This window comes from Roseovarius mucosus DSM 17069 (assembly GCF_000768555.3).
GTDB classification, from domain to species: domain Bacteria; phylum Pseudomonadota; class Alphaproteobacteria; order Rhodobacterales; family Rhodobacteraceae; genus Roseovarius; species Roseovarius mucosus.
In genome coordinates this window covers 1-20,721 of the sequence record NZ_KN293986.1, presented here as the reverse complement: position 1 = coordinate 20,721, position 20,721 = coordinate 1, and the positions used below count along the sequence as shown (strand labels likewise).

24 protein-coding genes are annotated in these 20,721 nt (G+C 56.9%); 12 read left to right on the top strand and 12 right to left on the bottom strand.

Annotation, left to right across the window (positions count from 1 at the left end):
- Together ROSMUC_RS21215 and ROSMUC_RS15990 are read left to right on the top strand one after the other, a co-directional pair.
- A partial coding sequence (locus ROSMUC_RS21215) for a hypothetical protein (RefSeq protein ID WP_206018467.1) occupies window positions 1–291 on the top strand: 291 nt, incomplete at its 5' end.
- A 26-nt stretch (window positions 292–317) separates the two neighbouring features.
- Window positions 318–710 carry a hypothetical protein gene (locus ROSMUC_RS15990; protein WP_037275358.1) on the top strand — a complete coding sequence of 131 codons (393 nt, stop codon included), beginning with the start codon at window positions 318–320 and terminating at the stop codon, window positions 708–710.
- A gap of 32 nt (window positions 711–742) precedes the next feature.
- On the opposite strand, the gene ROSMUC_RS15985 is transcribed toward ROSMUC_RS15990, so the two are convergent.
- Together ROSMUC_RS15985 and ROSMUC_RS15980 are read right to left on the bottom strand one after the other, a co-directional pair.
- Window positions 743–1,030, bottom strand: coding sequence for a DUF3892 domain-containing protein (locus ROSMUC_RS15985; RefSeq protein ID WP_037275356.1), 288 nt, complete (start codon window positions 1,028–1,030; stop codon window positions 743–745).
- Between the two features lie 102 nt (window positions 1,031–1,132).
- Entirely contained in the window at window positions 1,133–1,396 is a 264-nt protein-coding gene (locus ROSMUC_RS15980; RefSeq protein WP_037275364.1) for a DUF3892 domain-containing protein, read from the bottom strand.
- Between the two features lie 107 nt (window positions 1,397–1,503).
- On the opposite strand from ROSMUC_RS15980, the gene ROSMUC_RS15975 reads away from it, so the two are divergent.
- The 4 genes from ROSMUC_RS15975 to ROSMUC_RS15960 all read left to right on the top strand — a co-directional run bounded on the left by ROSMUC_RS15975 (window position 1,504) and on the right by ROSMUC_RS15960 (window position 5,034).
- Window positions 1,504–1,827, top strand: a complete 324-nt coding sequence (locus ROSMUC_RS15975) for a helix-turn-helix domain-containing protein (protein ID WP_037275354.1) — start codon at window positions 1,504–1,506, stop codon at window positions 1,825–1,827.
- Between the two features lie 10 nt (window positions 1,828–1,837).
- Complete coding sequence (locus tag ROSMUC_RS15970) at window positions 1,838–2,605, top strand: ImmA/IrrE family metallo-endopeptidase (protein ID WP_037275352.1); 768 nt, start codon at window positions 1,838–1,840, stop codon at window positions 2,603–2,605.
- Window positions 2,606–3,034: 429 nt separating this feature from the next.
- Window positions 3,035–3,919, top strand: a complete 885-nt coding sequence (locus ROSMUC_RS15965; RefSeq protein ID WP_037275350.1) for an ArdC family protein — start codon at window positions 3,035–3,037, stop codon at window positions 3,917–3,919.
- Window positions 3,920–4,176: 257 nt separating this feature from the next.
- Entirely contained in the window at window positions 4,177–5,034 is an 858-nt protein-coding gene (locus ROSMUC_RS15960; RefSeq protein WP_245875207.1) for an abortive infection family protein, read from the top strand.
- 6 nt (window positions 5,035–5,040) lie between these two features.
- Here ROSMUC_RS15960 and ROSMUC_RS15955 read toward each other — a convergent pair whose 3' ends face one another.
- The 6 genes from ROSMUC_RS15955 to ROSMUC_RS15930 all read right to left on the bottom strand — a co-directional run bounded on the left by ROSMUC_RS15955 (window position 5,041) and on the right by ROSMUC_RS15930 (window position 11,587).
- Entirely contained in the window at window positions 5,041–5,520 is a 480-nt protein-coding gene (locus ROSMUC_RS15955; protein ID WP_075571754.1) for a hypothetical protein, read from the bottom strand.
- Between the two features lie 27 nt (window positions 5,521–5,547).
- Complete coding sequence (locus ROSMUC_RS15950; RefSeq protein ID WP_037275348.1) at window positions 5,548–8,736, bottom strand: Eco57I restriction-modification methylase domain-containing protein; 3,189 nt, start codon at window positions 8,734–8,736, stop codon at window positions 5,548–5,550.
- 3 nt (window positions 8,737–8,739) lie between these two features.
- Window positions 8,740–9,663: a nucleotidyl transferase AbiEii/AbiGii toxin family protein gene (locus tag ROSMUC_RS15945; RefSeq protein WP_037275347.1), complete on the bottom strand. Its 924-nt coding sequence runs from the start codon at window positions 9,661–9,663 to the stop codon at window positions 8,740–8,742.
- Complete coding sequence (locus ROSMUC_RS15940) at window positions 9,656–10,537, bottom strand: type IV toxin-antitoxin system AbiEi family antitoxin domain-containing protein (protein WP_037275345.1); 882 nt, start codon at window positions 10,535–10,537, stop codon at window positions 9,656–9,658. The genes ROSMUC_RS15945 and ROSMUC_RS15940 overlap by 8 nt, the downstream gene beginning before the upstream one ends.
- 163 nt (window positions 10,538–10,700) lie before the next feature.
- The gene (locus tag ROSMUC_RS15935; RefSeq protein WP_037275343.1) at window positions 10,701–10,952 is read right to left on the bottom strand and encodes a WGR domain-containing protein; all 252 of its coding nucleotides are present in this window, start codon (window positions 10,950–10,952) and stop codon (window positions 10,701–10,703) included.
- A gap of 5 nt (window positions 10,953–10,957) precedes the next feature.
- Window positions 10,958–11,587: a tyrosine-type recombinase/integrase gene (locus tag ROSMUC_RS15930; protein ID WP_052115419.1), complete on the bottom strand. Its 630-nt coding sequence runs from the start codon at window positions 11,585–11,587 to the stop codon at window positions 10,958–10,960.
- A gap of 257 nt (window positions 11,588–11,844) precedes the next feature.
- Between ROSMUC_RS15930 and ROSMUC_RS15925 the strand changes: the two genes are divergently transcribed.
- Window positions 11,845–12,444 (top strand): hypothetical protein, encoded by a 600-nt coding sequence (locus ROSMUC_RS15925; protein ID WP_037275339.1) that lies wholly within the window; start codon window positions 11,845–11,847, stop codon window positions 12,442–12,444.
- A 90-nt stretch (window positions 12,445–12,534) separates the two neighbouring features.
- Here ROSMUC_RS15925 and ROSMUC_RS15920 read toward each other — a convergent pair whose 3' ends face one another.
- Complete coding sequence (locus ROSMUC_RS15920; RefSeq protein ID WP_037275338.1) at window positions 12,535–13,719, bottom strand: hypothetical protein; 1,185 nt, start codon at window positions 13,717–13,719, stop codon at window positions 12,535–12,537.
- Window positions 13,720–13,830: 111 nt separating this feature from the next.
- Here ROSMUC_RS15920 and ROSMUC_RS15915 point away from each other — a divergent pair, with 111 nt between their 5' ends.
- From ROSMUC_RS15915 to ROSMUC_RS15900, 4 genes are all read left to right on the top strand, one after another.
- The gene (locus tag ROSMUC_RS15915) at window positions 13,831–14,082 is read left to right on the top strand and encodes a type II toxin-antitoxin system Phd/YefM family antitoxin (protein ID WP_037275337.1); all 252 of its coding nucleotides are present in this window, start codon (window positions 13,831–13,833) and stop codon (window positions 14,080–14,082) included.
- The gene (locus ROSMUC_RS15910; RefSeq protein ID WP_036743748.1) at window positions 14,079–14,345 is read left to right on the top strand and encodes a Txe/YoeB family addiction module toxin; all 267 of its coding nucleotides are present in this window, start codon (window positions 14,079–14,081) and stop codon (window positions 14,343–14,345) included. Before ROSMUC_RS15915 ends, ROSMUC_RS15910 begins: the two co-directional genes overlap by 4 nt.
- A gap of 151 nt (window positions 14,346–14,496) precedes the next feature.
- The gene (locus ROSMUC_RS15905; RefSeq protein ID WP_037275336.1) at window positions 14,497–15,225 is read left to right on the top strand and encodes a ParA family protein; all 729 of its coding nucleotides are present in this window, start codon (window positions 14,497–14,499) and stop codon (window positions 15,223–15,225) included.
- Complete coding sequence (locus tag ROSMUC_RS15900; protein ID WP_037275335.1) at window positions 15,222–15,536, top strand: hypothetical protein; 315 nt, start codon at window positions 15,222–15,224, stop codon at window positions 15,534–15,536. The genes ROSMUC_RS15905 and ROSMUC_RS15900 overlap by 4 nt, the downstream gene beginning before the upstream one ends.
- Here ROSMUC_RS15900 and ROSMUC_RS15895 read toward each other — a convergent pair.
- From ROSMUC_RS15895 to ROSMUC_RS15885, 3 genes are all read right to left on the bottom strand, one after another.
- A complete protein-coding gene (locus ROSMUC_RS15895; RefSeq protein WP_037275334.1) occupies window positions 15,533–16,597 on the bottom strand; it encodes a replication initiator protein A in 1,065 nt (354 codons plus the stop codon). The two genes, ROSMUC_RS15900 and ROSMUC_RS15895, sit on opposite strands and share 4 nt — an antisense overlap.
- Before the next feature lie 313 nt (window positions 16,598–16,910).
- Window positions 16,911–18,755 (bottom strand): type IV secretory system conjugative DNA transfer family protein, encoded by a 1,845-nt coding sequence (locus ROSMUC_RS15890; protein ID WP_037275333.1) that lies wholly within the window; start codon window positions 18,753–18,755, stop codon window positions 16,911–16,913.
- Window positions 18,752–19,039, bottom strand: a complete 288-nt coding sequence (locus ROSMUC_RS15885; protein ID WP_037275332.1) for a hypothetical protein — start codon at window positions 19,037–19,039, stop codon at window positions 18,752–18,754. The genes ROSMUC_RS15890 and ROSMUC_RS15885 overlap by 4 nt, the downstream gene beginning before the upstream one ends.
- Before the next feature lie 236 nt (window positions 19,040–19,275).
- Between ROSMUC_RS15885 and mobQ the strand changes: the two genes are divergently transcribed.
- Window positions 19,276–20,559 (top strand): MobQ family relaxase, encoded by a 1,284-nt coding sequence (gene mobQ, locus ROSMUC_RS15880; protein WP_052115417.1) that lies wholly within the window; start codon window positions 19,276–19,278, stop codon window positions 20,557–20,559.
- Window positions 20,560–20,721 lie beyond the last annotated feature (162 nt).

The window sequence follows — 20,721 nt, the reverse complement described above, 5'->3', positions numbered from 1 at the left end:
CGGGCGGCGGTATTGGGGCGCGATGTTGATCGACCCGAGGTTCAAGCACCGGATGTCGGGCGGGAGAGGGTTGCTCCTGACGATCCAGACCGAGATCGTCGGGACGCCATCCTTGGGCGTGTGCGCGATATCGGACAGGAGCGGGATGCAGCGGCGGTAGAACGGGATATTGCCGCTCGCGACGGCGAGGGTCGTGACCAGGGGCGGCGGGATGACATTCTCGGGCGCGGGCGTGATAATGCGTCCGAGCGCGGGCAGGGCCGCGATCGCGACAGAGACAGAGAACGGTGAAAGACGTTTGCAGAGAGGTGGCCAAGATGAAGAAATGGCGCGTTGTTCTGGACGCCGTGAAGGCCCCGACCTGCGGTGACTGGGTTGCCGTGAGCGGGCTTTGCCCGAGCGAGGAAGAAACCGCACGGTTCCTCTTTTTGGACGGGACGGAGGCAGATGGGTTCACGTTCCTCGATGCCCCACAGGAGCAGGTTGGCAACTCTCCCAGTGGCGAGCAGGTTCCGTGGCTGCACTTTCCAGACTGCATGGAGATAGTCGGGGTGGAACGTCAGGACTGGCGTCCGCCGAGCTGGCCGCACGACAAGACGTTGTGGCGTCTGACCCTGGTAAGCCTGCCGTCGAATGTCGAATTCGAGAAACGGCTTTTGGAGGGCCAGGAAAGCAGGCGTGGTGTCCTGAGCCGGTTAGGGTTGAGATAGGCTAGGCACTTGGGTGTTGCGCACCCCAAGGCCTATTTGCAGCGCGGCAGACTAAGGAGGTTATTCGGTTCGGCACCATCCGCTTCGGTTTTCAGGTATTTCTTTCCATTCCGCGTAGCGATGATGACCCAGACCGAGTTGCCATTTACGCTGGTCCAGAAGCGCCAAGTGCCGTCTTCGATACCTTTGATGGCAACATCGAGCTTAATGCACCAAGGACCACCACTCTTTGAACCAGTGGCTCCGCCGATGCTGTCAATACGCCGGTCAGAGTCCGCGCCGTCTGGGATAATGCAGGTGATCTGATGATCCTGTGGCATGAGGTAATATCCTTCTTTTTATGACATTCAAGGATGCCAGGTTGAAACGGACCCGCAGAGGTAGATGCTATCTGCGAGCCCTGATGTTGTAGGGTCATAGGCTTAGCAATCAGGGAGATTGTCCAAGTTGTTGCTCGACGACTTATCGGCGGTCGAACGAAGGTATTTGCCGGTCGTTCCGTTCACCACGGTGATGTCGACACGAGACGTGCCAGCCTGCTGGACGTAGTAGGTATGCGTGCCGTTTTCGATATCGCGGATCGCGTCAGCCTTCATCCGTGGGGACCATGCCTCGCCTGATTTGCAAAGCTTGGTGATGTCGCCGTCCTTGTCTTTTCCCGACGCGGTAACTTTTCTGTCAGCCATCTTTTCGTTCTCCATTTTGGTTTACATAAGTATAGCTAGTGCTACACTTGAGGTCAGATATAGTGATCGCTATACTTCTGTCAACCCGCGAACAGAGAGAATCTTGCATGTCAGAAAAATTTGGCGAAAAGCTCAGAAAAATCCGAACATCCAAGAACATGACGCAGGAGGAGCTGGCGACGGTCCTAGGGTCATCAAAGGCGTATGTCTGGCAGCTCGAAAACAAGAAGAATGCCAAGCCGTCCGCTGAGTTGCTGCTAAAGATCGCAAATCATTTTGGGGCCTCGCCAGAGTTCTTCCTGGACGATACGCAAGACGAGCCTTCTGACCGACAAATCGAGGATGCCTTTTTTAGAAAATTCCATAAGCTGTCTGAGAATGACAAGCGCACGATTGAGAGGATAGTTTCAGGTTTTGACGACGAAGATTAGCAGCCCTCCGATGAAAGAGGCCAACCGTCTTACAAGGCTCTGGCAGGGCCACGGCCCAAACACTTACCCACTGGATATTTCAAAGCTCATTGATGGCGCACTTCAGAACAGCGATTTTGGTGGCGAACTGAAAACCAAGATAGGCAGCTATGACTCCTTCGAAGGGTGTCTTGTTAAAACAAAGAACACCGACAAGTGGACGATTTTGCTGAACTCGGAAATCGAGAACAAGCGGCGTCAACGGTTCACATATGCCCATGAGTTGGGACACTTCATGTGCCATCGGGGCTTGCGGGATCGTTTCGAAGACAGCGATGATACCCTGAACGATTTCAGGGATAAGATAGAAACCGAGGCCAACGTGTTTGCGTCGTGGCTACTTATGCCTGCCAACCTTCTCAGAGATGAGTTTAGCGGGATTGGCTGGAATACGGATTCTCTATGCGAGATAGGAAACCGTTTCGAGTGCTCACTCCAGGCGAGTGCTTTGCGGTTTGTCGGGCTGTCCAGCAAGCCCGTTGCATTTATCGTGTCGCGCGATGGAATGGTTGTTTGGGGCAGCAAAAGCAAATCAGCTCCGTACATATCAGCGTTTTGCTTTGGAGATGAACTACCCAAAGCCTCCCACGCTCTTACAGCCCACCTCAATGGTGAATCCTGCACATTGCCGCAGGATTCCGGCTTTGCTTGGAATGAGTTTCGAAGCGCGAAGGAGAGCCAGTACTTCGATTATTCCGGGCGGGGGTATCAGTACACATGCATTGAGTTTGTTGGATAAGTTGATGAACCCCAATGATAAACAGCCCTAGAAATTGTGTGATCCCGGCAGTGTGCCGGTCTCGCTTTGAGCGATAGACAGGGCAGGGGATCGACGGGCTGACGCCCGCTCACCCCATCCCTGACAGTTTCCAAATCTTATTGATCCGCCTGCCATCCTGGCAGGTCCGAGAAAACCGGCAAGCGCCGCCCGAGGGCGTCGGTTCCGGTCGAGAATTCCGGTTCCTCCCACGCGCAGGCGCGCGGTTCCCTCCCAAATTCACGCCCTCCACCCGGTTGTCACGGCCCCGCCAGGCCGCAGGACGGGCTTTGCCCTTACCTGCTCTGCCGTTCGGAATGCATGGGCATTCCAAACAACAGAACAGGAAGGCCCGCCCATTGGCGGAAAGGGGAAGAGGCCCGGACCGCGTCACTCAAAGGAGGGTCACAAATGACCGCAGAAAAGTTTGACGTTTACACCCATGTCACCAATCAGATCATCGCGCAGATCGAGACGGGAACGCCGCCCTGGCGCAAGCCTTGGACCGGCAGCGGGGCATCGGTTAGCTTGCCGGAACGGTTCAACGGCGAAGCCTATCGGGGCATTAACATCCTGATGCTTTGGGCCACGGCGATGGCCAAGGACTACAGTTCAGCCCGCTGGATGACGTTCAATCAGGCCAAGCAACTGGGGGGCCATGTCCGCAAGGGCGAGAAATCCGCTACCGTCGTGAAATACGGCACCGTCGAGCGCGAGGACGAGAACGGCGAGGAACGCCAGATTCCCTATGCCAAGGCCTACCGCGTGTTTAATGCCGACCAAATCGAGGGCTTGCCCGCCGAATTCTACATCCTGCCTGATCCGCCCCGTGATCTTGGCACCGTGGTCGACCCCGAGCTGGAGGCGTTCTTTGCCGCGACCGGTGCGCAGATCGACGTGACCGAGGAGCCGCGCGCCTATTACAACATCAAGACAGACCGGATTCACATGCCGCCGATTGGCACGTTTCACAAGGCCGCAGGATATTACGGCACCTTGGCGCATGAGTTGACCCACTGGACAGGGGCGACAAAGCGGCTGGACCGTTTGGGTCGGTTCAATGATCGCAAGGCCTACGCCTTCGAGGAGCTGGTCGCGGAGATTGGCAACTGCATGCTCTGCGCACAGATCGGGGTGGAACCTGAGTTCGACCAGAGCGCCGCCTATGTTGAAGGGTGGCTTGAGGCGATGAAAGAAGACAGCCGCGCGATTTTCCGGGCCGCGTCCGAGGCGCAGAAGGCCGTGGACTACATCATGGCCCGCACCGCGCGGGCCGACAGGATGGCCGCTGAATAGCATTCAATCAAGCCGAATGATCGAGGCCCCCGTCAGCAGGCGGGGGCCTTTTGCGTTATGGTTTGATCCTGGCCGTGGATGGTTTCAGGGTGACCTGTCGGAGGGCAGCCTGAAGGCCACCCTCCGACAGGCCCGGCGCTTCGCGTGGACGTGCATGGGATGCCCGGAGGCGACGCATCTGGATATCTCAGTTGCCATATCAACAGAGGTCTGTCGCCGGGACGACGCAGGCAGATTCTACGTGCTGAATCTGGTTGATGACGGAAGACAGTCTCGATTGTTGTCGTTTGGTGCAGTATTTGCACGGCATGATAGCCAGCAAAACATATGAGAAGCTGATTCCTCGCCACGAACGCGAGGCACTGGAGCAGGCGCTTGGAATGGATTCGGGATATGTCCTGGATTTCAGCGACCGCACCTTCAATGACTTCTTTTATGAAACGATTGCTATTGACCCAGAAGACCAGTCGCAGCTCTTTAACGGTCGTGGAACGTCAAAGGCAAAGAGACTGCGTTCGTTTATTGAACGTGCCCAACCGGCGCTTGTGGCGAAGATATTGCGCGAAATGTGGGAATATCGGGAGGCAATAGGGTTTGCGCCATCTGTGCCAAACGAGGGCAAGCTGAAGGAGTCTTATTTTTCCATTGTTGCCCGTATCGAGGGGCGTGCGGACGCCATTGACACATCTGCAATCGAGACGTTTGAGCCGAATGAAACGCTGGAAGAGCTTGTTGCTTCAATACGCCGCGATCTGGACGCGAACAAGCCACAGGCAGCTCTGGACCGCCTTCACACATATTGCATGAAGCGCTTTGCGTCTCTTGTCCGCAAACATGGTGGCGGAGAGTGCGGCAAGGACGATGCGCTTCACGCACGGGTGGCTAAATACGTAAAGATTCTGCGCGAGCAGCAGAACCTGAATCCAATTTCAGAACGTATTGTGAAAAGCTCCATCAGTGTTTTTGAAGCGATGAATCCGGTCCGCAACGACCAGTCGTTCGCGCACGACAATCGCGACCTAGTGCAGATGGAAGAAGCCCGTTTCGTGTTTGATAGCGTGACCGCGTTCCTGCGCTTTTCCAAAGCTATCGACGGACGGTTCTTCGAGGATTGACGCGGATCAGGTGCGGCGAGTCATAAGGCGGATCGCGGCTTCCTGCGGTCCCCATCGAAACGAGAACGTGTCTGACACATCAAACCAGCCGTTGCCGTCACCTGCCCCGTGATTTGCGCCCATGCACGAACACTGACAGTCATGCCCAACTGCATTGCGACAGGCCGGTGCGCACTTCTCCATTTCTCGAAATGGCTGAACGACATAGACCCGACCATAGCGATCCAACGCACCATCTACGAAGCGGTTGAGCCAGCTCAGGGGAAGTTTCCAGGATTTTTCCATATGTGCAAAGCGAATTGTTGGCCTGCGGTTGCCCGTCGCCAAGCCCGTGAGCCATTGGCGATTGTCAGCGCGATACGGCAGACGGGCCGTCAGCTTGTCGCCTTTCAGGCCAGAGCGAACGATTATTGGTATATCAGGCTGCGTCCACTGGCGGCGGATCGAGGGAGGAATGTTTGATGTGTCCAAGAGTGCGCCTTCCATAATGAATATTGGTTTGCAAACACATGGCTAACCTACGCTTTCCAGAAGCGCGATTTCGTCTTCGGTCAGGTCGAACAGATCATAGACGATGCTGTCTATCTGGGCTTCAGCCTGGGCGATTTCGGCGGTCAGGCGGGCGATTTCGGCGCGGTCGCGGTTGATCCAGTCTTCCCAGTCGGAGCGATCGGCCAGCGGGATGTCGGCCTTGAACACCTTCTTCACCTCGGCGCGGAAGGTGGCAAAGTCGGGCATGGTCCACCATTCCTGAAGCCGGGTTGTCAGCTTGGGCTCACGGTCAGGCGGGCAGAGGTCGGGGATGCGGCGAACAAGTGCCTGTTGAAGCTTCTGTCGTTGCTCCGCTAACTCATGACAAAGCTGAGCCTCCTTTTCGAGATCAGCATTTTCTACGACAGCATTAAGCAAAGGTAGCTGTTCGACGAACTGAGTTTGAAAACGAGCATAGCCACCCTGTGCCTTTGGGGTCAGGGCTTTGACTATAAACCAAGCCAGCTTTGAATTTAGGAAGCCAACTACGCCGGGCTTGTCGCAGGGGAGAAAGTAACAGGTGTTTTCGCCATAAGCGCCCGACGTATCGAGGTGACATCGGGCCTCTGAGGCGACGTCGCTCCACATGATCTTGGGTCCCTCGAAGTGGGGAACGTAGGCTTCTTGTGCTTGCTGAAGTTCAAACCAGGCCTGTTGGGTCGCCCTCTTCTCAAGCCGGTCTTTCAAAGGCAGGAGCCAATCACGGATTGCAGGGTACTGATCTATTTCGATCCGGTTTTTGGGGATGTAGATCAACCAGTGACCATGTTGATCTGCCCTCCAACGTTGAAGGTTCTTTCCTTCGATAAGTGGCCTGATCAGTTCACCAGATCGTGGATCGCTCGCGCAGATGCGTTCTTTTGTTGGCGTATCAATAACGAACGCAGGCTTGAGCCCTGTCTTTACCCCCATCAATGGCGGACCAAAGACTTCCTTGAGAGTGGTCTGACCTTTGATCAATTTGTCACGAAGCGCGCGCAGGGCGGGGTTTTCCAGTTCCCATGATCCGGCCCCCAAGGCCATTTGTGGATATGGGCCGGCAGCGGCTTCCCAAGTGGCGAGGAAGTTGTTTTCCGGCAGTGCATCGACCTTCCAGAAGCGCAGCTCGTGTCCTTTGTGCGCGGCCCCGCGTTTCATGGTCAGGATAGCCGGATAGGTGGTCACCCCCTCAAAAATTTGCAGGTCGCCAAAATCGACCACGCTTTCTATGGTGGCTTCCTTCAGTAGATATTCGCGCAGGGGCTTGCCTGAGCCGGTCTTGAAGAAGGTGTTCGAGGAAATGTAGCCCAAGCGCCCGCCCGGTTTCAGCAAGCGCAGGCCGCGTTCGTAGAAATAGCAGTAGAGATCGGCCCGGTCGGACACGACCTCATACCGCTTTTCCAGATAGGGTTTCAGGAGCTTCAGGAATTCCATCCGCACATAGGGCGGGTTGCCCAGCACCACGTCGAAACCGCCTTCGGCAAAGACGCCGGGGAAGGCCGTTTCCCAGGTGAAGGCGTGATCGAGATAGGCGAAGTTGCTGTCCTCGATCAGGCTGTCACCGACGCGGATGCTGCCCGACAGGCTGTCCAGAACCTTGCCGCGCCGGGCGGTCTTGATCCAGAGCGACAGCTTGGTGATCTCGATGCTTTCCTCGTTCACGTCCACGCCGAAGAGGTTGTCGGTCAGAATTTCGCTGTCCGGGACATAGTCGAGCAGATCGCCAAAATGTTCGGCCTTGGGCAGCAGGTCTTTGATCTTGTCGTTCACGCGGGTCAGTTCGGCCTTCATGAAGTCGAAGGCCATGATCAGGAACACACCGGAGCCACAGGCGGGATCGACAATGCGCAAGGATTTCAGGCGATCGCGATAGGCTTGCCAGGCTTCCAGCTCGGCCGACTTTTTTCGCCAGGGGATGTTTTCATAGTCGGTGACATCCGCGCCCTTCTTGGCGTGAGCGCGCAAGGTGTCGTCGAAGATTTCCCGCAGATGCGTGCCGAGGGTTTCGGCCACGATGAACCGCGCAATGTAATCAGGGGTGTAGACCACCCCGTCACGCTTGCGCCGTCCGCTTGTGCCAGTGGTTTTCTCGGGCTCTTCCTTTTCACCGCGCGCGATCGCTTGCAGGCGTTCCACATCCGCGATGGACTGTTCGAAGATATGGCCGAGGACCGTGACCGAGACTTCGGAGGCGAAGTCATACTCGCCCAGGGTTTTGAACCCTTCGCAGATGTCATCGGGGATGTTCAGCCCGTTGATCACCGCATCTTCGCGGAACAGACCCCCGTTGTAGCGCGGGATTTTCAGCTCGTTGTTACCCTCGTCGATGGCGCGGAACAGACCCTTGAAATTGTCCCAGACGGGGCGAGGGTTGTAAGGGTCACGTGCGATGAAGGCGTTTTCCAGCGTGTTGTCTGGCAGCAGGCCGGTGTCTTCGGCAAAGGCGATGAACAGCACCCGATCGAGGATCTTCTGCGCGAGGGCGATCGCATCGAGAGGCGCAATCGCGGCATCGGCCTTCTGGACCGCACTCAGGAGCTTGAGGCGCAGGTCCTTGTAGTCCTGATACAGGCTGTCGGTGATGTCCTTGTCTTCGCGGCGGCTTTCTTTCAGCAGATCAGCCGTGCGGCCAGACAGCAGATTTTCCGCCGACAAAAGCAGCATGAAGCGTGCGTATTCTGAGGGGTCTGTCAGCCGGTCGAGGCGGAATTCCTCATAGGCCGAGGTGCCTTCCCCGAAGCCGTAGAAACGTAGCTCGATCATGTTCGAGACCAGCACCCATTTCACGCCGCGCGCGTTCATGGCGTATTCCCACGCCTGTTGAACGGGGCTCTTGTTCCGGCCCGGCATGATAGCATCGAGGTCGCGGGTATCCGCGCCCTTCAGCTCGAATGGTGCCACGATGTCAGGCGTCTTGCCGCCAAAGCGGCCTAGCGCCAGATCGACACTGCCGCGCAGAATATTTTGTTCGGTTGAGACGTTGTAATCTGCTCCGCCAGCCGGGCCGTGGTAGCCGAGAACACCTTCAACGATCTTGGAAGCGAACTGCCCATGCAGGGCGGTTTCCTTCAGGCGTTCAATCCGCCCCGAGCTGATCAGCTCCGCCCAGGCTTCCAGCGCAGCCAAATGGTCGGACGGGATCGGATCGGCTTTGATGTGGCGCTTCAGGGTCTTACGGTTGAACAAATTCATGAATTAAAGGGCTTTCTTGATACTGCCCCATGGCAGCGAAACATAGAGATCGCGCATGAGAGCAAAGCGCTCTTCAAAGGGCGGAAGGTCACCAATTTCGAGGGCGAGCGTTTCCCAATCGGCCTGGGCGCGTTGCTTGATTTCCGGGTCATCCATGGACTCTGGCTTGGCCTCGATCCCACGGCTGCGGCATTTCTCGATCAATGTGGTCAGGATGGCTGTTTTGTCAGCACCGCTAAAATCATGCTCGCCAATCAAAAATGCAATGTCGTAGACATCTTGTCGCCGGTTGCGCTTGCGTATGGTTTGTTGAAGCAGAGCGCGGAATTTTTCGGCGACAAGCTCATGAATGGTGAACGCGCGCACCGCCACACCGGCCCCGTGCAGGTTCAGCTCCTGGAAAGCATAGACCTGATCACGGAAGCTGATCTCGACATCAAGAACCCGGCTTGCCTTGCCGTCCGCCAGCCGGGTTTCTTCACCTGTGCCCCGCTTGGCGGAGCCAATGCGGACCCGGAGCGCGGGGAATTCGTGATCTTCGAAGTTCTCTGCGCGCGGCATCTTCTTCACCGATTGCACTCGACAGAGGAGATCGGGGTAGCCGAGCTTGATCGCGGTGCGAGGCAGAACCTCATTCAGTTCGGTGATGATCTTTTCCGTCAGGTCGGCGGGCTCTGCCATCGAGGTGAAATCAACATCCCCGGTGACCCGATTGCTTTTGAAAGCCAGGGCCATGACCGCCCCGCCCTTCAAAACGAGTGTCTTCGATAATGAAGGGGCTAGGCCAATTGCCCCCAAGACAATTTCCGTTACCTGGCGATCTCGATAGAGCGTTGGGTTTGCACGCGCGGTTTCGACCCATGCACGAACATCAACATCGACGATGTCGAATTTTGTATCTTGCGCGTGCGGGTCAGTGTCAGACATTTATTGAAATCATCCAGCGTTCTGAGAATTCAGGGGCGTACTCGGCGTCAGGGTCGAGTTTGCGCGATCCGCCCCGTTGAGCAAACTGCTCCCAGTTGTGCAGCGCCGGATCATCTATGTCCATGACTTCAGACAGAATATAGCCTGCGCGAACTTTTGCGATCTTACTGTCGAGGAGATCAATTGCGGCAATAATTTCGGGCACCCACTGATCCGCCTCATTTTCCCAGACATCGAGAACATGGCGCATGCCCCCACAAAGCTGTGGTTCGGCAAGCATGTCAGCAAAGGTTTGGCCAATTGAAGTGATCCGCGTTTCCTCACCACTCACGGGGGCCGGTGTCCAGGGGTGGCTTGATACATGCACCACGATCGGGCGGCGACGGATCGTATCCTTGAAGCCAGGCCTATTCAGAACGGGCGCTTCAATTTGGTCGAGATCGGGCAGGTCTACATGAAGACGTTTATCCCGGAGCGCATTCCACAGGGGTCTTTTGGGGGTTGTCAGGTGTAGCGCCTGTGGGCTGCGGTCAGTAAGCCCATAGCGCTGCATGGCAGATAGATGCGAGACGTAGGCGAAAGGATCAGCGATGCAGGCGACCTCTTCCGCCGACCCAGCTCTCGTTGATTGCGTCACACGCCACACGCCCGAGCGGAAGTCAGAGTCCATGACAAGCGCCTTCCGTGCCTCAAGGCGCCGTAGCGCATTTTTGGCGCGTGTCTGATCCCAGTCGTGCGGGAGGCGCTTCAACGGCTCGCCGTTCAGCGCCTTTTTGTGAAACAGGTGGTAGCCCAGAACGAAGAAGTCGTAGAAGGTTATGACTGGTAAGTCCTTGTCATTTATAGCCTTTTCGAGACCTTCGGTAAAATTCATCTGCCATCCTTACCCCTATGTCCTTAGGACATAGGGGTAAGGATGGCGTCATGTCAAGAGATGTTCTTAAAACAAACAAAAGCATGATTAGGTTCGAGCGGGGTGTCTATATGTCCTAAGGACATATAGACACCCCGCTCAGATGTAAACTGGGCCAATAAAGTTATCCAAACATCGCGAGCTGCTGAGGCTCCACCCAGTAGCCGCGCTGACGCTTGGAGGCTTCCAGTGTAATCAGAGCCGCGACGGCCTGGTTCTCGTCCTCGAACCAATCCATCCGAACCTGACCGCCCTGCCCTATGCGGCCCCATTCGCGGTACAGCGTCCATTCGCCGAACAGGTTCGGCATGACCGCCATCCGGTAGAACCGGGCCATTTTCTGCGCAGGCTGGCGTTTCTCAAGATAGGTCTGCATAGCCGTCACAGGTGATACTTGCGCGCAATTTCGAGGGCTTCGGCCTGTTCGGTACCGATGTATTCCTTGGTGCTTTCAATACTGGCATGGCCGAGCAGCAGTTGGGCCGCGCGCAGGTTGCCAGTCTGCTGGTAGATATGGGTCGGGAAGGTCCGGCGCAGCGAATGCAGGCCGTAGAGACTGGGATCGAGGCGGGCCTTCTCCAGCCAGGAGCGGAACAGCCGCCAGAGCTGACTTTCACTGAGATGGGTATTGGACCACCGTGCCCCCTGCCCTGTGAACAGCCAGCCGTGCAACGGCTTTTCTGAAGCTGCGAGATAGGCCCGCAGACTGTCGCGCGTGCCCGAGGAAAGCCGCGCCTGGACCGGGCGCGCGTTCCGCGTCTCGGTTTTCTTTTGCCGGATTTCCACGATCTCGCGCACCCCGGCAGGCGTGGCGACATCGGCCACCCGCAGCCGCACGAGATCCGATCCCCGGAAGCTGGTGTCGAGGGCCACGTTGAACAACGCCAGATCACGCAAGGCTTTCTCCTGGCGCAAGATCATCCGGATCAGTGATACTTGGTCAGGCGTCAGCGGAGGTTTTTTGCCCACGACGCGGCCCTTGTTCCAGGTGGTCTCAACGGCAGCTTTCACGGGCAAATCCTTGCGAGGTTATAGCTGCATAATACCTGTAAACCTTGCATGTTGAAAGACACAGGTTGCGCGACTGGGCATTTTTCCCTTGTTTTGTTGGCTTTTTGGCGTGGCCAATCATGCGAGCTTTTACAATAAAGCTTGCATGAAGGCTTGAAGGGTTCTGTTGTGACGTCGCCAACTGTGACCAACAAAATTCTCTTTATTTGGAGTCGTGTGGTCGTAAGGTTGCCTATGAAGCCAAGTAGGATAGCAAAATGAAAATTAGGATCAGTCAGTTTATTGATTTTGCGTATGGAGACAAGCGTAAGGATAAGGCTAAAGCCCGAAGCATAATTGACGATTTCAACCTGCCTTATGACCCCATCAAGGATCGCTACAAGCAATTTCGCGAAGCAATGACTGCCCTTGAAGAGCAGAAGATCACGGCCAAACAGTTTCTAGATCTACATTCTAGCGTTTCCGCAAATAAGTCAGCTGGATACAAAGTGCTGTGCCAAAACTACCTTGATCTAAAGGAAGATCATGCGCTCATTTGGCAGGGTCGTAGCCCTATTGAGGCTAATATTTCTGGACTAAACATCACAACAGCTTGGTACTTGCGTACAGAAGAAAACAACCAGAGAAGAATTATCTTCTTACACTTTGGAAAAGAACAATTGCCGAGGAAGAAGGAGCGAGGCTTTCTAACCGTACTACGATTGGCGAAGCCGGATTCGGCGGGAGTCGGCATTCTCAATATCCAAGCGGGTACTCTGATAACCGCAACGCGGCTGGATCAAAGCGAAGCTGATTATCTGCATGAGCGAGCCGCCAAATTCATAGAGCTTGCCAAGGCCATCCAGGCAGGCGGATAGCAGTTTAGTTTGCCCTATCGGTTGGACGGCAGGGCACTGGGATTTTGACAGCTTTAACAGAAGCTTACACTATTTTTGAAAAAGTAAAAATCAGGCGGAGCTGATGGTTTCAAAAAGCCCTTTCAGACCGTTCTGGAACGGATCGAGCGACAGGGCTCGTTCTTCTGCCCAGACAATCCACTCGCTGAGAGGTCTATCTTCAATGGTGGTATCACCCTCAATTTGCAGGCGGTGGCGTAGTTCGTCGATGAACGCCATAAGCCGATCTCGCTCCCGCCAGTTGTTTGCGTGCTCCTGAAACCGACACCAGCGCTTGTGGTCTATCTCCAGCTGTCTTTGGCGCTCACGGCGTTCTGCCTGCTCTTGTTCGTAGCGGCGGTGCCATTCTGCGCGCTCCCGCGCCTCCTCTGCCAAAAGCGGCCCTGCCGCGATAATGGCGCTTACAATATCAGGCAGGATAATCGCCATCTTCTTCTTGGGCGTTTCAATCCAGTCGCGACTGCGGCCATTGACGTATGTGTCGAACCTCACGCGCAGAAAACCAGAGGAAACAAGGCCTGTTTGGTGGTGATGAGGAAGGGCCGTCCACTTCCCTGCCCCTTCCATGATCTTTGTCGCCCTCGACATTTTCTCAGCGATTACGCACTTGAGCTCTTGCTCGCTGACAAGAAACGTCACCTTGCCTGTAAGCTTGGCTTCGCCGATCTGTCCCCCTTGCTTCTCGATCGCGCGAAACAGGGTGCTTGTCACCCTGAAGCGATATCGGTCACGCGCAGTGAGGTCGCTGATATGAGGAAGTGATCCTCCCCAAAAGTCGCGCGACCGTTGCCGGTTTTCCGCTCGACGGCTCTCCTGTAGCTGACGGTGCTCTGCGACCCATGCCTTCACCTTCGGGTGCAGCGCTCGCATATGGTCAAGGCTTTCGTCGTCTTCATCGAAGGGTGGTAGTTCCGCAACGGACTCAGCGTCGCGAGATGGGACGGACACAGGTACTGGCGGTCTACCACTGCCCCGCGCTGGCTTGATTGAAGGGGAGGTCTTTTGGGGCGGTTCGAATGACGGCAAAGGAGGCATTTCAGGAGCACGGCCAACGGCCTTTTTCTGCCAGTAGCCCAAGGGTGGCGTAGGGATTTGGCGCTTTCGACAAAGAGCGGCCAAGCCTGGCCCGTTCGTCGCGAGTTGGGCACCAAGCTTGCTCATGGGGGTCTGCCAGACCAGTTCGTAAAGTTCCTCGCGAGACATTTCCTCTGCGGGGCGGGTAACGATGTCATTCATGTGAGCCCTTTCTCTCTCGTAATTTCTCCATGAAATTGACTGCCGCCTTCGTACCACCCCTTTACTTGTACTTAATGTTGTACATATAGAGGGAAGCAAGGGAGAGTCGACATGGATGTTATGACCTACTCAGACGCACGAGCTCAACTGAAGGGCGTCATGGATCGAGCGATCCACGACAAGCAGGAAGTTGTCGTGACGCGCAAGAAGGGCGAGTCCGTTGTGGTTGTGTCCTTGGACACTTGGAACGCCGTCAACGAGACGTTGCACCTCTTGTCCACACCGAAAAACGCATCCCGCTTGCGCGCGTCGATCGCGCAACTCGATGCTGGAACTGGCGAAGAGCGTGAGCTGGCCGAGTGAAGCTGGTTTTTTCCGATCAGGCCTGGGAAGACTATCAATACTGGGTCAACACCAACGACAAGGTACGCGACCGGATCAACGAGCTGATCAAGCAGTGCAAGCGGACCCCCTTCAAGGGAACCGGCAAGCCGGAACCTTTGAAGGGCGATTTGACTGGCTGGTGGTCCCGGCGGATTTCTCAGGAAGATCGAATGGTCTACCGGGTCAGTGGAGCTGGCGATGGCCAAAGCCTAGAGATTGCGCAACTGCGGTTCCATTACTGAAAACCCGTAGGGTTGAACGACCTAGATGTGACGAGGTCGAACGTCTCAAAGCATTCTCGAAGTTAACTCTAACTATGTCGTTAAAGTTAACTTTATAATTATTGTTAACGACATAGTTGACGTTAGAGTTAAACGCAGGCAATCTACCGCCATGTATGTAATCACCTTCGCAAACCCGAAAGGCGGCTCGGGGAAAACTACGTCCGCCATGCTCTTGGCTGAACAGATCGCTATTTCTGGCGGTCGCGTTGCGATTCTCGATCTGGACCCAAACGCCAACATCCTTGCATGGGCCCAGACGCGCGAAGCCGAAGGCAGAGACGTTCCTTTCACAGTTCATGCGCGACCGCAGGCCGAAGAGACGGTCGAGCTCATCGACAGCCTATCCGACGAGGCTGACTATCTCATTATCGACCTTGAAGGGTCGAAGGATCAGATCGTCACTTTCGCGCTATCGCGAACAGATTTGTGCATCATCCCGCTCGATGGCTCGCCCATGGAAGCCCGGCAAGCCGCGCAAGCGGTTCGCTTGGTGCAAACCACAGCAAACATGATCCGCGCGCAAATCAACTACGCCCTCTTGTTCACTCGCACCAACGCCGCGTTCCAGACCACGGATGAGCGCGACGTGCGGCAAGAAATGGAGCTCAACAACATCCCGACGCTACCCGTTCGGATCGCCAAGCGCGCGCCTTACACCCGCATATTCCGGGACGGTGTGCTCTTGTCAGAGCTGCCTGACATCGTGACGCAAGAAATGCAGGGCAAAACCGCGTCTGTATCCGACAAGGCCATGAAGCAGGTGACCGGAGCCATCGAGAATGCCCGCGACTACGCACAAACCGTCATTGCAACCCTTACCAAGGAGCAAGTGACATGAGCGGGAAATACGGCTTCTCAGGTGGGATCGACCTGCCCAAGACAACACCAGCGCCCAAGCCTCGGCCAAAGGTCGATGGCGGCTCATTAAGCGAGGCCGTCAGGGCCGGTGCCGATCTTGGCTTTGTCAACAGGGAGCCAACGACGCGCCTTAAACCTGGCCCCAAACGCAAAGAGCCGCAGGACAAAGTTTCGATACCTGGCCCGAAGCGCGTGGTGGATGATTTCCGGGCTTTTTGTTCAACGCGCGATCTTACCCTTTGGCAGGGCCTGGAGTTTTTGCTTGAAGAACAGAAGGGTAGAAGCGGCTAAGGGTTGCCGCGTTTCTCAAAGATTTTCCGGCAGAACCCTAAGAATGCCCTGTCCGGGTTGGCCGGTGCATCGAGACCACCGTCGGCCATCCATTCGCGCCATTCTTGCTCTAGCGTGTAGATATCCCATCCCGGCGCAACCTTACGGGCTTCCTGATAAACGTCAGGGCTCAAACGGATCGCCACGGATGGAGCCGCCAGAGCTTGCGGCTTTTCCGCGTGACGGTTTACAAATACGACCATGTTTTCGTCTAACCGGACTGAATAGTCCGGCATGTGATTGTACGCCTCATCTTGAGCGACAATGTTGCCGACCAGCCGCTTAAACTCGCGAGAGGTCGAAGCCGATCCGCACTTGTCTTGCAAAGCAGAAAGACTGATTTTCCACTCTTTCTTCGAGCCACAGTGCTTGCGGGCGATCTCATAGATGCGCCGCTCTAATGGCTTACGCAGCCGGAAATAGTTCCGGTGAAGGGTCAAAACTTCATGCGCTTGGATCGCGTTGAACACCCAATCAGAGAGTTGCACTTCGATTTCCTGCATCCGACCATCACGGGTTTCACGTACGATACGAGCGCGGTCGATGATGCTAAAAATATCCAATTGCTCGACATCGCCGGTCACGATGTTCGTCTCAATCTGTGTCCCTTGCAGCCGGGCGAGGGCGCTTCGAAGGCCGCTATATCCACGCCCATCCGATGGCCGGTTCGTTGCTTTCAGAAGGTCGAACGCCTTCAGGCGAACGATTTTTGAAACCTTCTGACCTTTGTTGATAGCTGCCATAATTTGACTGATGCAGTAGATCAGCACATCGCGATCGTGGATCGTTGCCAGACCATCGGACGAAGGTTTCACTTCGAGATAGTTTCGCCCCGTCCCATCTTCGTATCGCCGCACTCGGTGATCTGGTTTTGTAGAAAGCGAGAAAATCGGATGCGCCATCGAAGCCATGTCGCCCTTGGGTGCGGCATCAAAGATATCGCATACAAAAAAGTCGCCTTGTTCCTGCCGATCAGGCAGCAAGGGAGAGCGGTCGCCGTCTTTCGTGATTTCACACACCATGACCTATGTTTCGTGATTTCACACACACGGTCAAGCCCTTTCGTGATTTCACACACAGGCACAGCCCTTTCGTGTCTTTACACACGTTCCTTCGTGTCTTTACACACGCTTTATCGTGACTCTACACACAGGCCACTTCTAAAAGCCTAATGAATTCATAGTCCTAAGAACACTTATCCACAGCGTAACACATTATATAACACATATTTAACACTACAAAATTTCCCCTCATTTCAGCAGTAGCTTTCCGAACCTGAACACATGGAGAAGTGCTCGCAACTAAGAATGCGCCCGAAAAGCAGCGAAACGTGCCTCAGTTCAAGGGGTTTTGATCGAATCTTCCACGGTAGGCCTTGCTCTTGAAATACACATTTTGCTTCGCCTTGAGCGGGTTCCGGTTGCCTACCAACAGCAGCAGATCGTCTGCCTTCATGCCAGTGATCTGTTCAGCCGTCATGAGCTTTTGACGTTGCTCTGAATAGGAAAAATCCCGGCCCTCGTTCGGGGCTTTGCCCTCTCGAATTTGCTGAGAATAGACAGTGCTTTCCCCGAGGTGGCGCGCAGCCCATTCAGCGGTTTCGATATCGTTGAGGTTGAAGACGCGCTTGGTGATGCAGGAACCGAAGATCGACCGGGCATCGTTTGGTCCATAGGCTTTTTCGACCTGGCCCGTGTCCTGGGTGACAAACAGCGCTTCGACACCGGCCCCTGCGGCGACGTTGGCGATGTTCATGATCTGCTCCATGCGGCCCATCCGCACGAATTCATCAAGAACCAGCAGGATCGGGGCCTTGACCTTACGCCGTCCATCTTGGCGCACGACCGTGCCCAGGACGAGATTGATAAACAGGCGCATGAAGATCGCTTGCTTGTCCACCTGGTCGAGCGGCACCGCGATGAAGAGATCGACTTGATCGTCGAGAAGATCATCCATGCGGAAGCTGGACCCGGCCAGGAAGTGCCGCATGTTGTCGGATTGCATCCATTCGAAAGCCTTTGAGACTGCCGTCTGGATCGACCCACGTTCACGGTCACCCGCGCGCAGGATCGTGGCGGCGGTTTGGGCAGGGCGGTGGCCAACGAGGTCCTTGTTTTCTGACCAGGCTTCAAGCGTCCCGTCGAGGCTTGCGGACAGAAGCAGGTCGGCGACGGCGATCAGGTTGCGACGGTTTGGTTCTTCCTGCGTCACGACCACTTCGATCGCCGCCGCGACGAGCTGGCGGGCCATTTCCGAGAAATGCGCCCCGTCGCCTTGTTCGGGTTTGACCAGGCCGTCCGCAACCAGGGCCACGTCTCGCGCCAGCTCGTGGGGCCGGATGTAGTCAAGCGGGTTGAACTGATCCTTTCCATCCTCGACGAGGCCGAAGGGGTTGAGGACGGCCACCTTGCGCCCGAGCTCTTCGCGGTGTCGCCGCGTGACGGCGAAATTCTCGCCCTTGATGTCGAGGACGACGACCGGCCCCTGGTGATCGAGGATCGCCGGGATCACGGCGCTGACGCCCTTGCCGCCCCGTGTGCCGGAGACGACGAGGTGATGCCCGCCGCGCCAGCCCTTCGCATCGTTTTTGACGTAGCGCAGGAGCTTGCCCTTGTGCAGGGCGAGGGGCAGGCCGGTCTTGTTGCGCACAAGCTGGGCAATGTCGCGCGGGTCCATCCATCCCGCTTGCCACGGGCCAGTGCGGGATTTGCGGTTGCGGCCAATGCGCGGATTGAAGATCGCCACCAGCGGGGTGCTGACAGCGACAGCCACGCCGAAGGCCCCGAGCGCGAAGGAGATCGCCATGGCCTGTTTCTGCGGATCAGAATACCGCGCCAGCCCCTTGAGTCCTTCCCAAATGGCACGGGGGAGGGGCCAGCCAGCGCCCGTCCATGCCTGGACAGTCGCCAGTATGTCGCTGAGCGGCCCTCTGAGGGGTGTCAGGGCAGTGAGGGCGGCCACGCACAGGCAGACCCATGCGAGGAGCTTCAGGGGTGTCCTGTGGCGCTCAGCGGTGGTCCCGAGGGTATCGAGGATGGTGGCCACGGCGATGATTGGGAAGGCATAGGTGGTCACCGGGTAGATCGCGACCGCTTGCGGAGCGAGGATCAGGGCGACGGCGGCCAGGATCACAGCACCGATCATGATCACCCAGTGGCGGGCTTCCAGAACAAAACTCATGACCGGTCCTCTTGCGCGTCAGGAAACAGAATCTGCCAGAGCCCCCGGTCGCGATCCCGCTGGGTGAGGCGGTCTGGCAGGTCGCGCCGCACGATGCTCTGAAGAGCAGGTTCGGCGCTCAAACGGTCGAAGACCAAAGTGCCCAGAAGCCATTTGATGCGGTCTTCGTCTTTTTTCTGAGAGAGACGCCGCCGGGAATCGAGCGCTGCAATCTGGGCGTCGAGCTGGGCTTTCTTGGCGGCCAGTTCTTTGATCCGGGCGTCAGGATGGCGGCTTTGGGACATGGGGCAACCTCGGGCATAATTGGGGCGAATGTAGTGGCGGATTGATAGGTTGAAAAGATTTAAATGCGCGCTTATACATTGTCTTCGACAACGTGCGCGTCCTCATGGGGGTAAACCCCCGCGCCGGACGGCTTCCCCCCAAGGCGGCGATGCCACCTGAACGAGGGTTTCACCCTCGCGCTCCCGACCAGCGCAACCAGGCGCTGGACCCTGTTTTGAAGAGAGGCGCTCGATCCGTGGCTATCTATCACCTCAGTGCGAAAGTGATCAGCCGGGCAGGGGGCCGGTCATCGGTCGCAGCCGCCGCCTACCGGACGGCTGGGCGGCTGCGGGATGACCGGCAAGGGTTGGAGCATGACTATTCTCGCAAAGGCGGGGTCGTGCATTCCGAGATCATGGCCCCCGAGAATGCGCCCGACTGGATGCGCGATCGCGACCAGCTTTGGAATGCGGTAGAGGCGGTTGAAAAACGGCGCGATGCCCAACTTGCCCGTGAGATCGAAGTGGCGCTGCCGCGTGAGCTCGATCGGGGCGAGAGGTTGGAGTTGTTGCGCGGGTTCGTCCAGCGCGAGTTTGTCGATCGCGGTATGATCGCGGATGTAGCCGTTCACGAGGGCAAGGCCCGTGATGGCCAAGGTCAGCCCCATGCACACGTCATGCTGACCATGCGCGAGCTGACCGGCGAGGGGTTCGGGAAGAAGGATCGCAGCTGGAATGCGCCGGACCTGCTGATGGGCTGGCGCGAAGCCTGGGCGCGGGATGCGAACACAGCTCTTGAGCAGGCAGGGCGGTCGGAGCGGATCGACCACCGGTCCCTTGATGTTCAGCGCGTCGAGGCCGAGCAACAGGTCGAGCGGGCGCGCGGGGGCGGGCAGGAAGAGCTTGCACTGGAACACGAGAAAAAAGTGGTTGAGCTCAGTCGCGAGCCCGAGCCAAAAATCGGCCCATCGGCCAATGCTCAGGAAAAGCGCGGGATCGTCACAGAGCGCGGCGAGGCTTTCCGCGCGGCTCAGGCGCGCAATGCACAGCGCCAGGAGCTGGGCTGGCGGCAGTTGGAATTGCGGCTTGAGCTGATGGAGCGGGGGCGCGCCTTCATTGCCACCGCGCGCGAGCGGCTGGATCAGCTTTGGGGCCGCGCCGAGGCGGCGATGTCACGGATCAAGGAGAGGGTTATGGGCGAGGTTGAGAGGCCGCAGGCTGGTGCCGATCGGGGCGACATGGATGCGCGTCGGGCGGCGGTATTGGGGCGCGATGTTGATCGACCCGAGGTTCAAGCACCGGATGTCGGGCGGGAGAGGGTTGCTCCTGACGATCCAGACCGAGATCGTCGGGACGCCATCCTTGGGCGTGTGCGCGATATCGGACAGGAGCGGGATGCAGCGGCGGTAGAACGGGATATTGCCGCTCGCGACGGCGAGGGTCGTGACCAGGGGCGGCGGGATGACATTCTCGGGCGCGGGCGTGATAATGCGTCCGAGCGCGGGCAGGGCCGCGATCGCGACAGAGACAGAGAACGGTGAAAGACGTTTGCAGAGAGGTGGCCAAGATGAAGAAATGGCGCGTTGTTCTGGACGCCGTGAAGGCCCCGACCTGCGGTGACTGGGTTGCCGTGAGCGGGCTTTGCCCGAGCGAGGAAGAAACCGCACGGTTCCTCTTTTTGGACGGGACGGAGGCAGATGGGT

Bases quoted from the DNA above. Each gene is read 5' to 3' on its own strand.
- ROSMUC_RS15965 (WP_037275350.1), top strand. From the start codon at position 3,035: ATGACCGCAGAAAAGTTTGACGTTTACACCCATGTCACCAATCAGATC.
- ROSMUC_RS15925 (WP_037275339.1), top strand. From the start codon at position 11,845: ATGAAAATTAGGATCAGTCAGTTTATTGATTTTGCGTATGGAGACAAG.
- ROSMUC_RS15945 (WP_037275347.1), bottom strand. From the start codon at position 9,663: ATGTCTGACACTGACCCGCACGCGCAAGATACAAAATTCGACATCGTC.
- ROSMUC_RS15915 (WP_037275337.1), top strand. From the start codon at position 13,831: ATGGATGTTATGACCTACTCAGACGCACGAGCTCAACTGAAGGGCGTC.
- ROSMUC_RS15980 (WP_037275364.1), bottom strand. From the start codon at position 1,396: ATGGCTGACAGAAAAGTTACCGCGTCGGGAAAAGACAAGGACGGCGAC.
- ROSMUC_RS15940 (WP_037275345.1), bottom strand. From the start codon at position 10,537: ATGAATTTTACCGAAGGTCTCGAAAAGGCTATAAATGACAAGGACTTA.
- ROSMUC_RS15900 (WP_037275335.1), top strand. From the start codon at position 15,222: ATGAGCGGGAAATACGGCTTCTCAGGTGGGATCGACCTGCCCAAGACA.
- ROSMUC_RS15950 (WP_037275348.1), bottom strand. From the start codon at position 8,736: ATGAATTTGTTCAACCGTAAGACCCTGAAGCGCCACATCAAAGCCGAT.
- ROSMUC_RS15890 (WP_037275333.1), bottom strand. From the start codon at position 18,755: ATGAGTTTTGTTCTGGAAGCCCGCCACTGGGTGATCATGATCGGTGCT.
- ROSMUC_RS15935 (WP_037275343.1), bottom strand. From the start codon at position 10,952: ATGCAGACCTATCTTGAGAAACGCCAGCCTGCGCAGAAAATGGCCCGG.
- ROSMUC_RS15895 (WP_037275334.1), bottom strand. From the start codon at position 16,597: ATGGTGTGTGAAATCACGAAAGACGGCGACCGCTCTCCCTTGCTGCCT.
- ROSMUC_RS15970 (WP_037275352.1), top strand. From the start codon at position 1,838: ATGAAAGAGGCCAACCGTCTTACAAGGCTCTGGCAGGGCCACGGCCCA.
- ROSMUC_RS15960 (WP_245875207.1), top strand. From the start codon at position 4,177: ATGACGGAAGACAGTCTCGATTGTTGTCGTTTGGTGCAGTATTTGCAC.
- ROSMUC_RS15885 (WP_037275332.1), bottom strand. From the start codon at position 19,039: ATGTCCCAAAGCCGCCATCCTGACGCCCGGATCAAAGAACTGGCCGCC.
- ROSMUC_RS15905 (WP_037275336.1), top strand. From the start codon at position 14,497: ATGTATGTAATCACCTTCGCAAACCCGAAAGGCGGCTCGGGGAAAACT.
- ROSMUC_RS15920 (WP_037275338.1), bottom strand. From the start codon at position 13,719: ATGAATGACATCGTTACCCGCCCCGCAGAGGAAATGTCTCGCGAGGAA.
- ROSMUC_RS15975 (WP_037275354.1), top strand. From the start codon at position 1,504: ATGTCAGAAAAATTTGGCGAAAAGCTCAGAAAAATCCGAACATCCAAG.
- ROSMUC_RS15985 (WP_037275356.1), bottom strand. From the start codon at position 1,030: ATGCCACAGGATCATCAGATCACCTGCATTATCCCAGACGGCGCGGAC.
- ROSMUC_RS15955 (WP_075571754.1), bottom strand. From the start codon at position 5,520: ATGGAAGGCGCACTCTTGGACACATCAAACATTCCTCCCTCGATCCGC.
- ROSMUC_RS15990 (WP_037275358.1), top strand. From the start codon at position 318: ATGAAGAAATGGCGCGTTGTTCTGGACGCCGTGAAGGCCCCGACCTGC.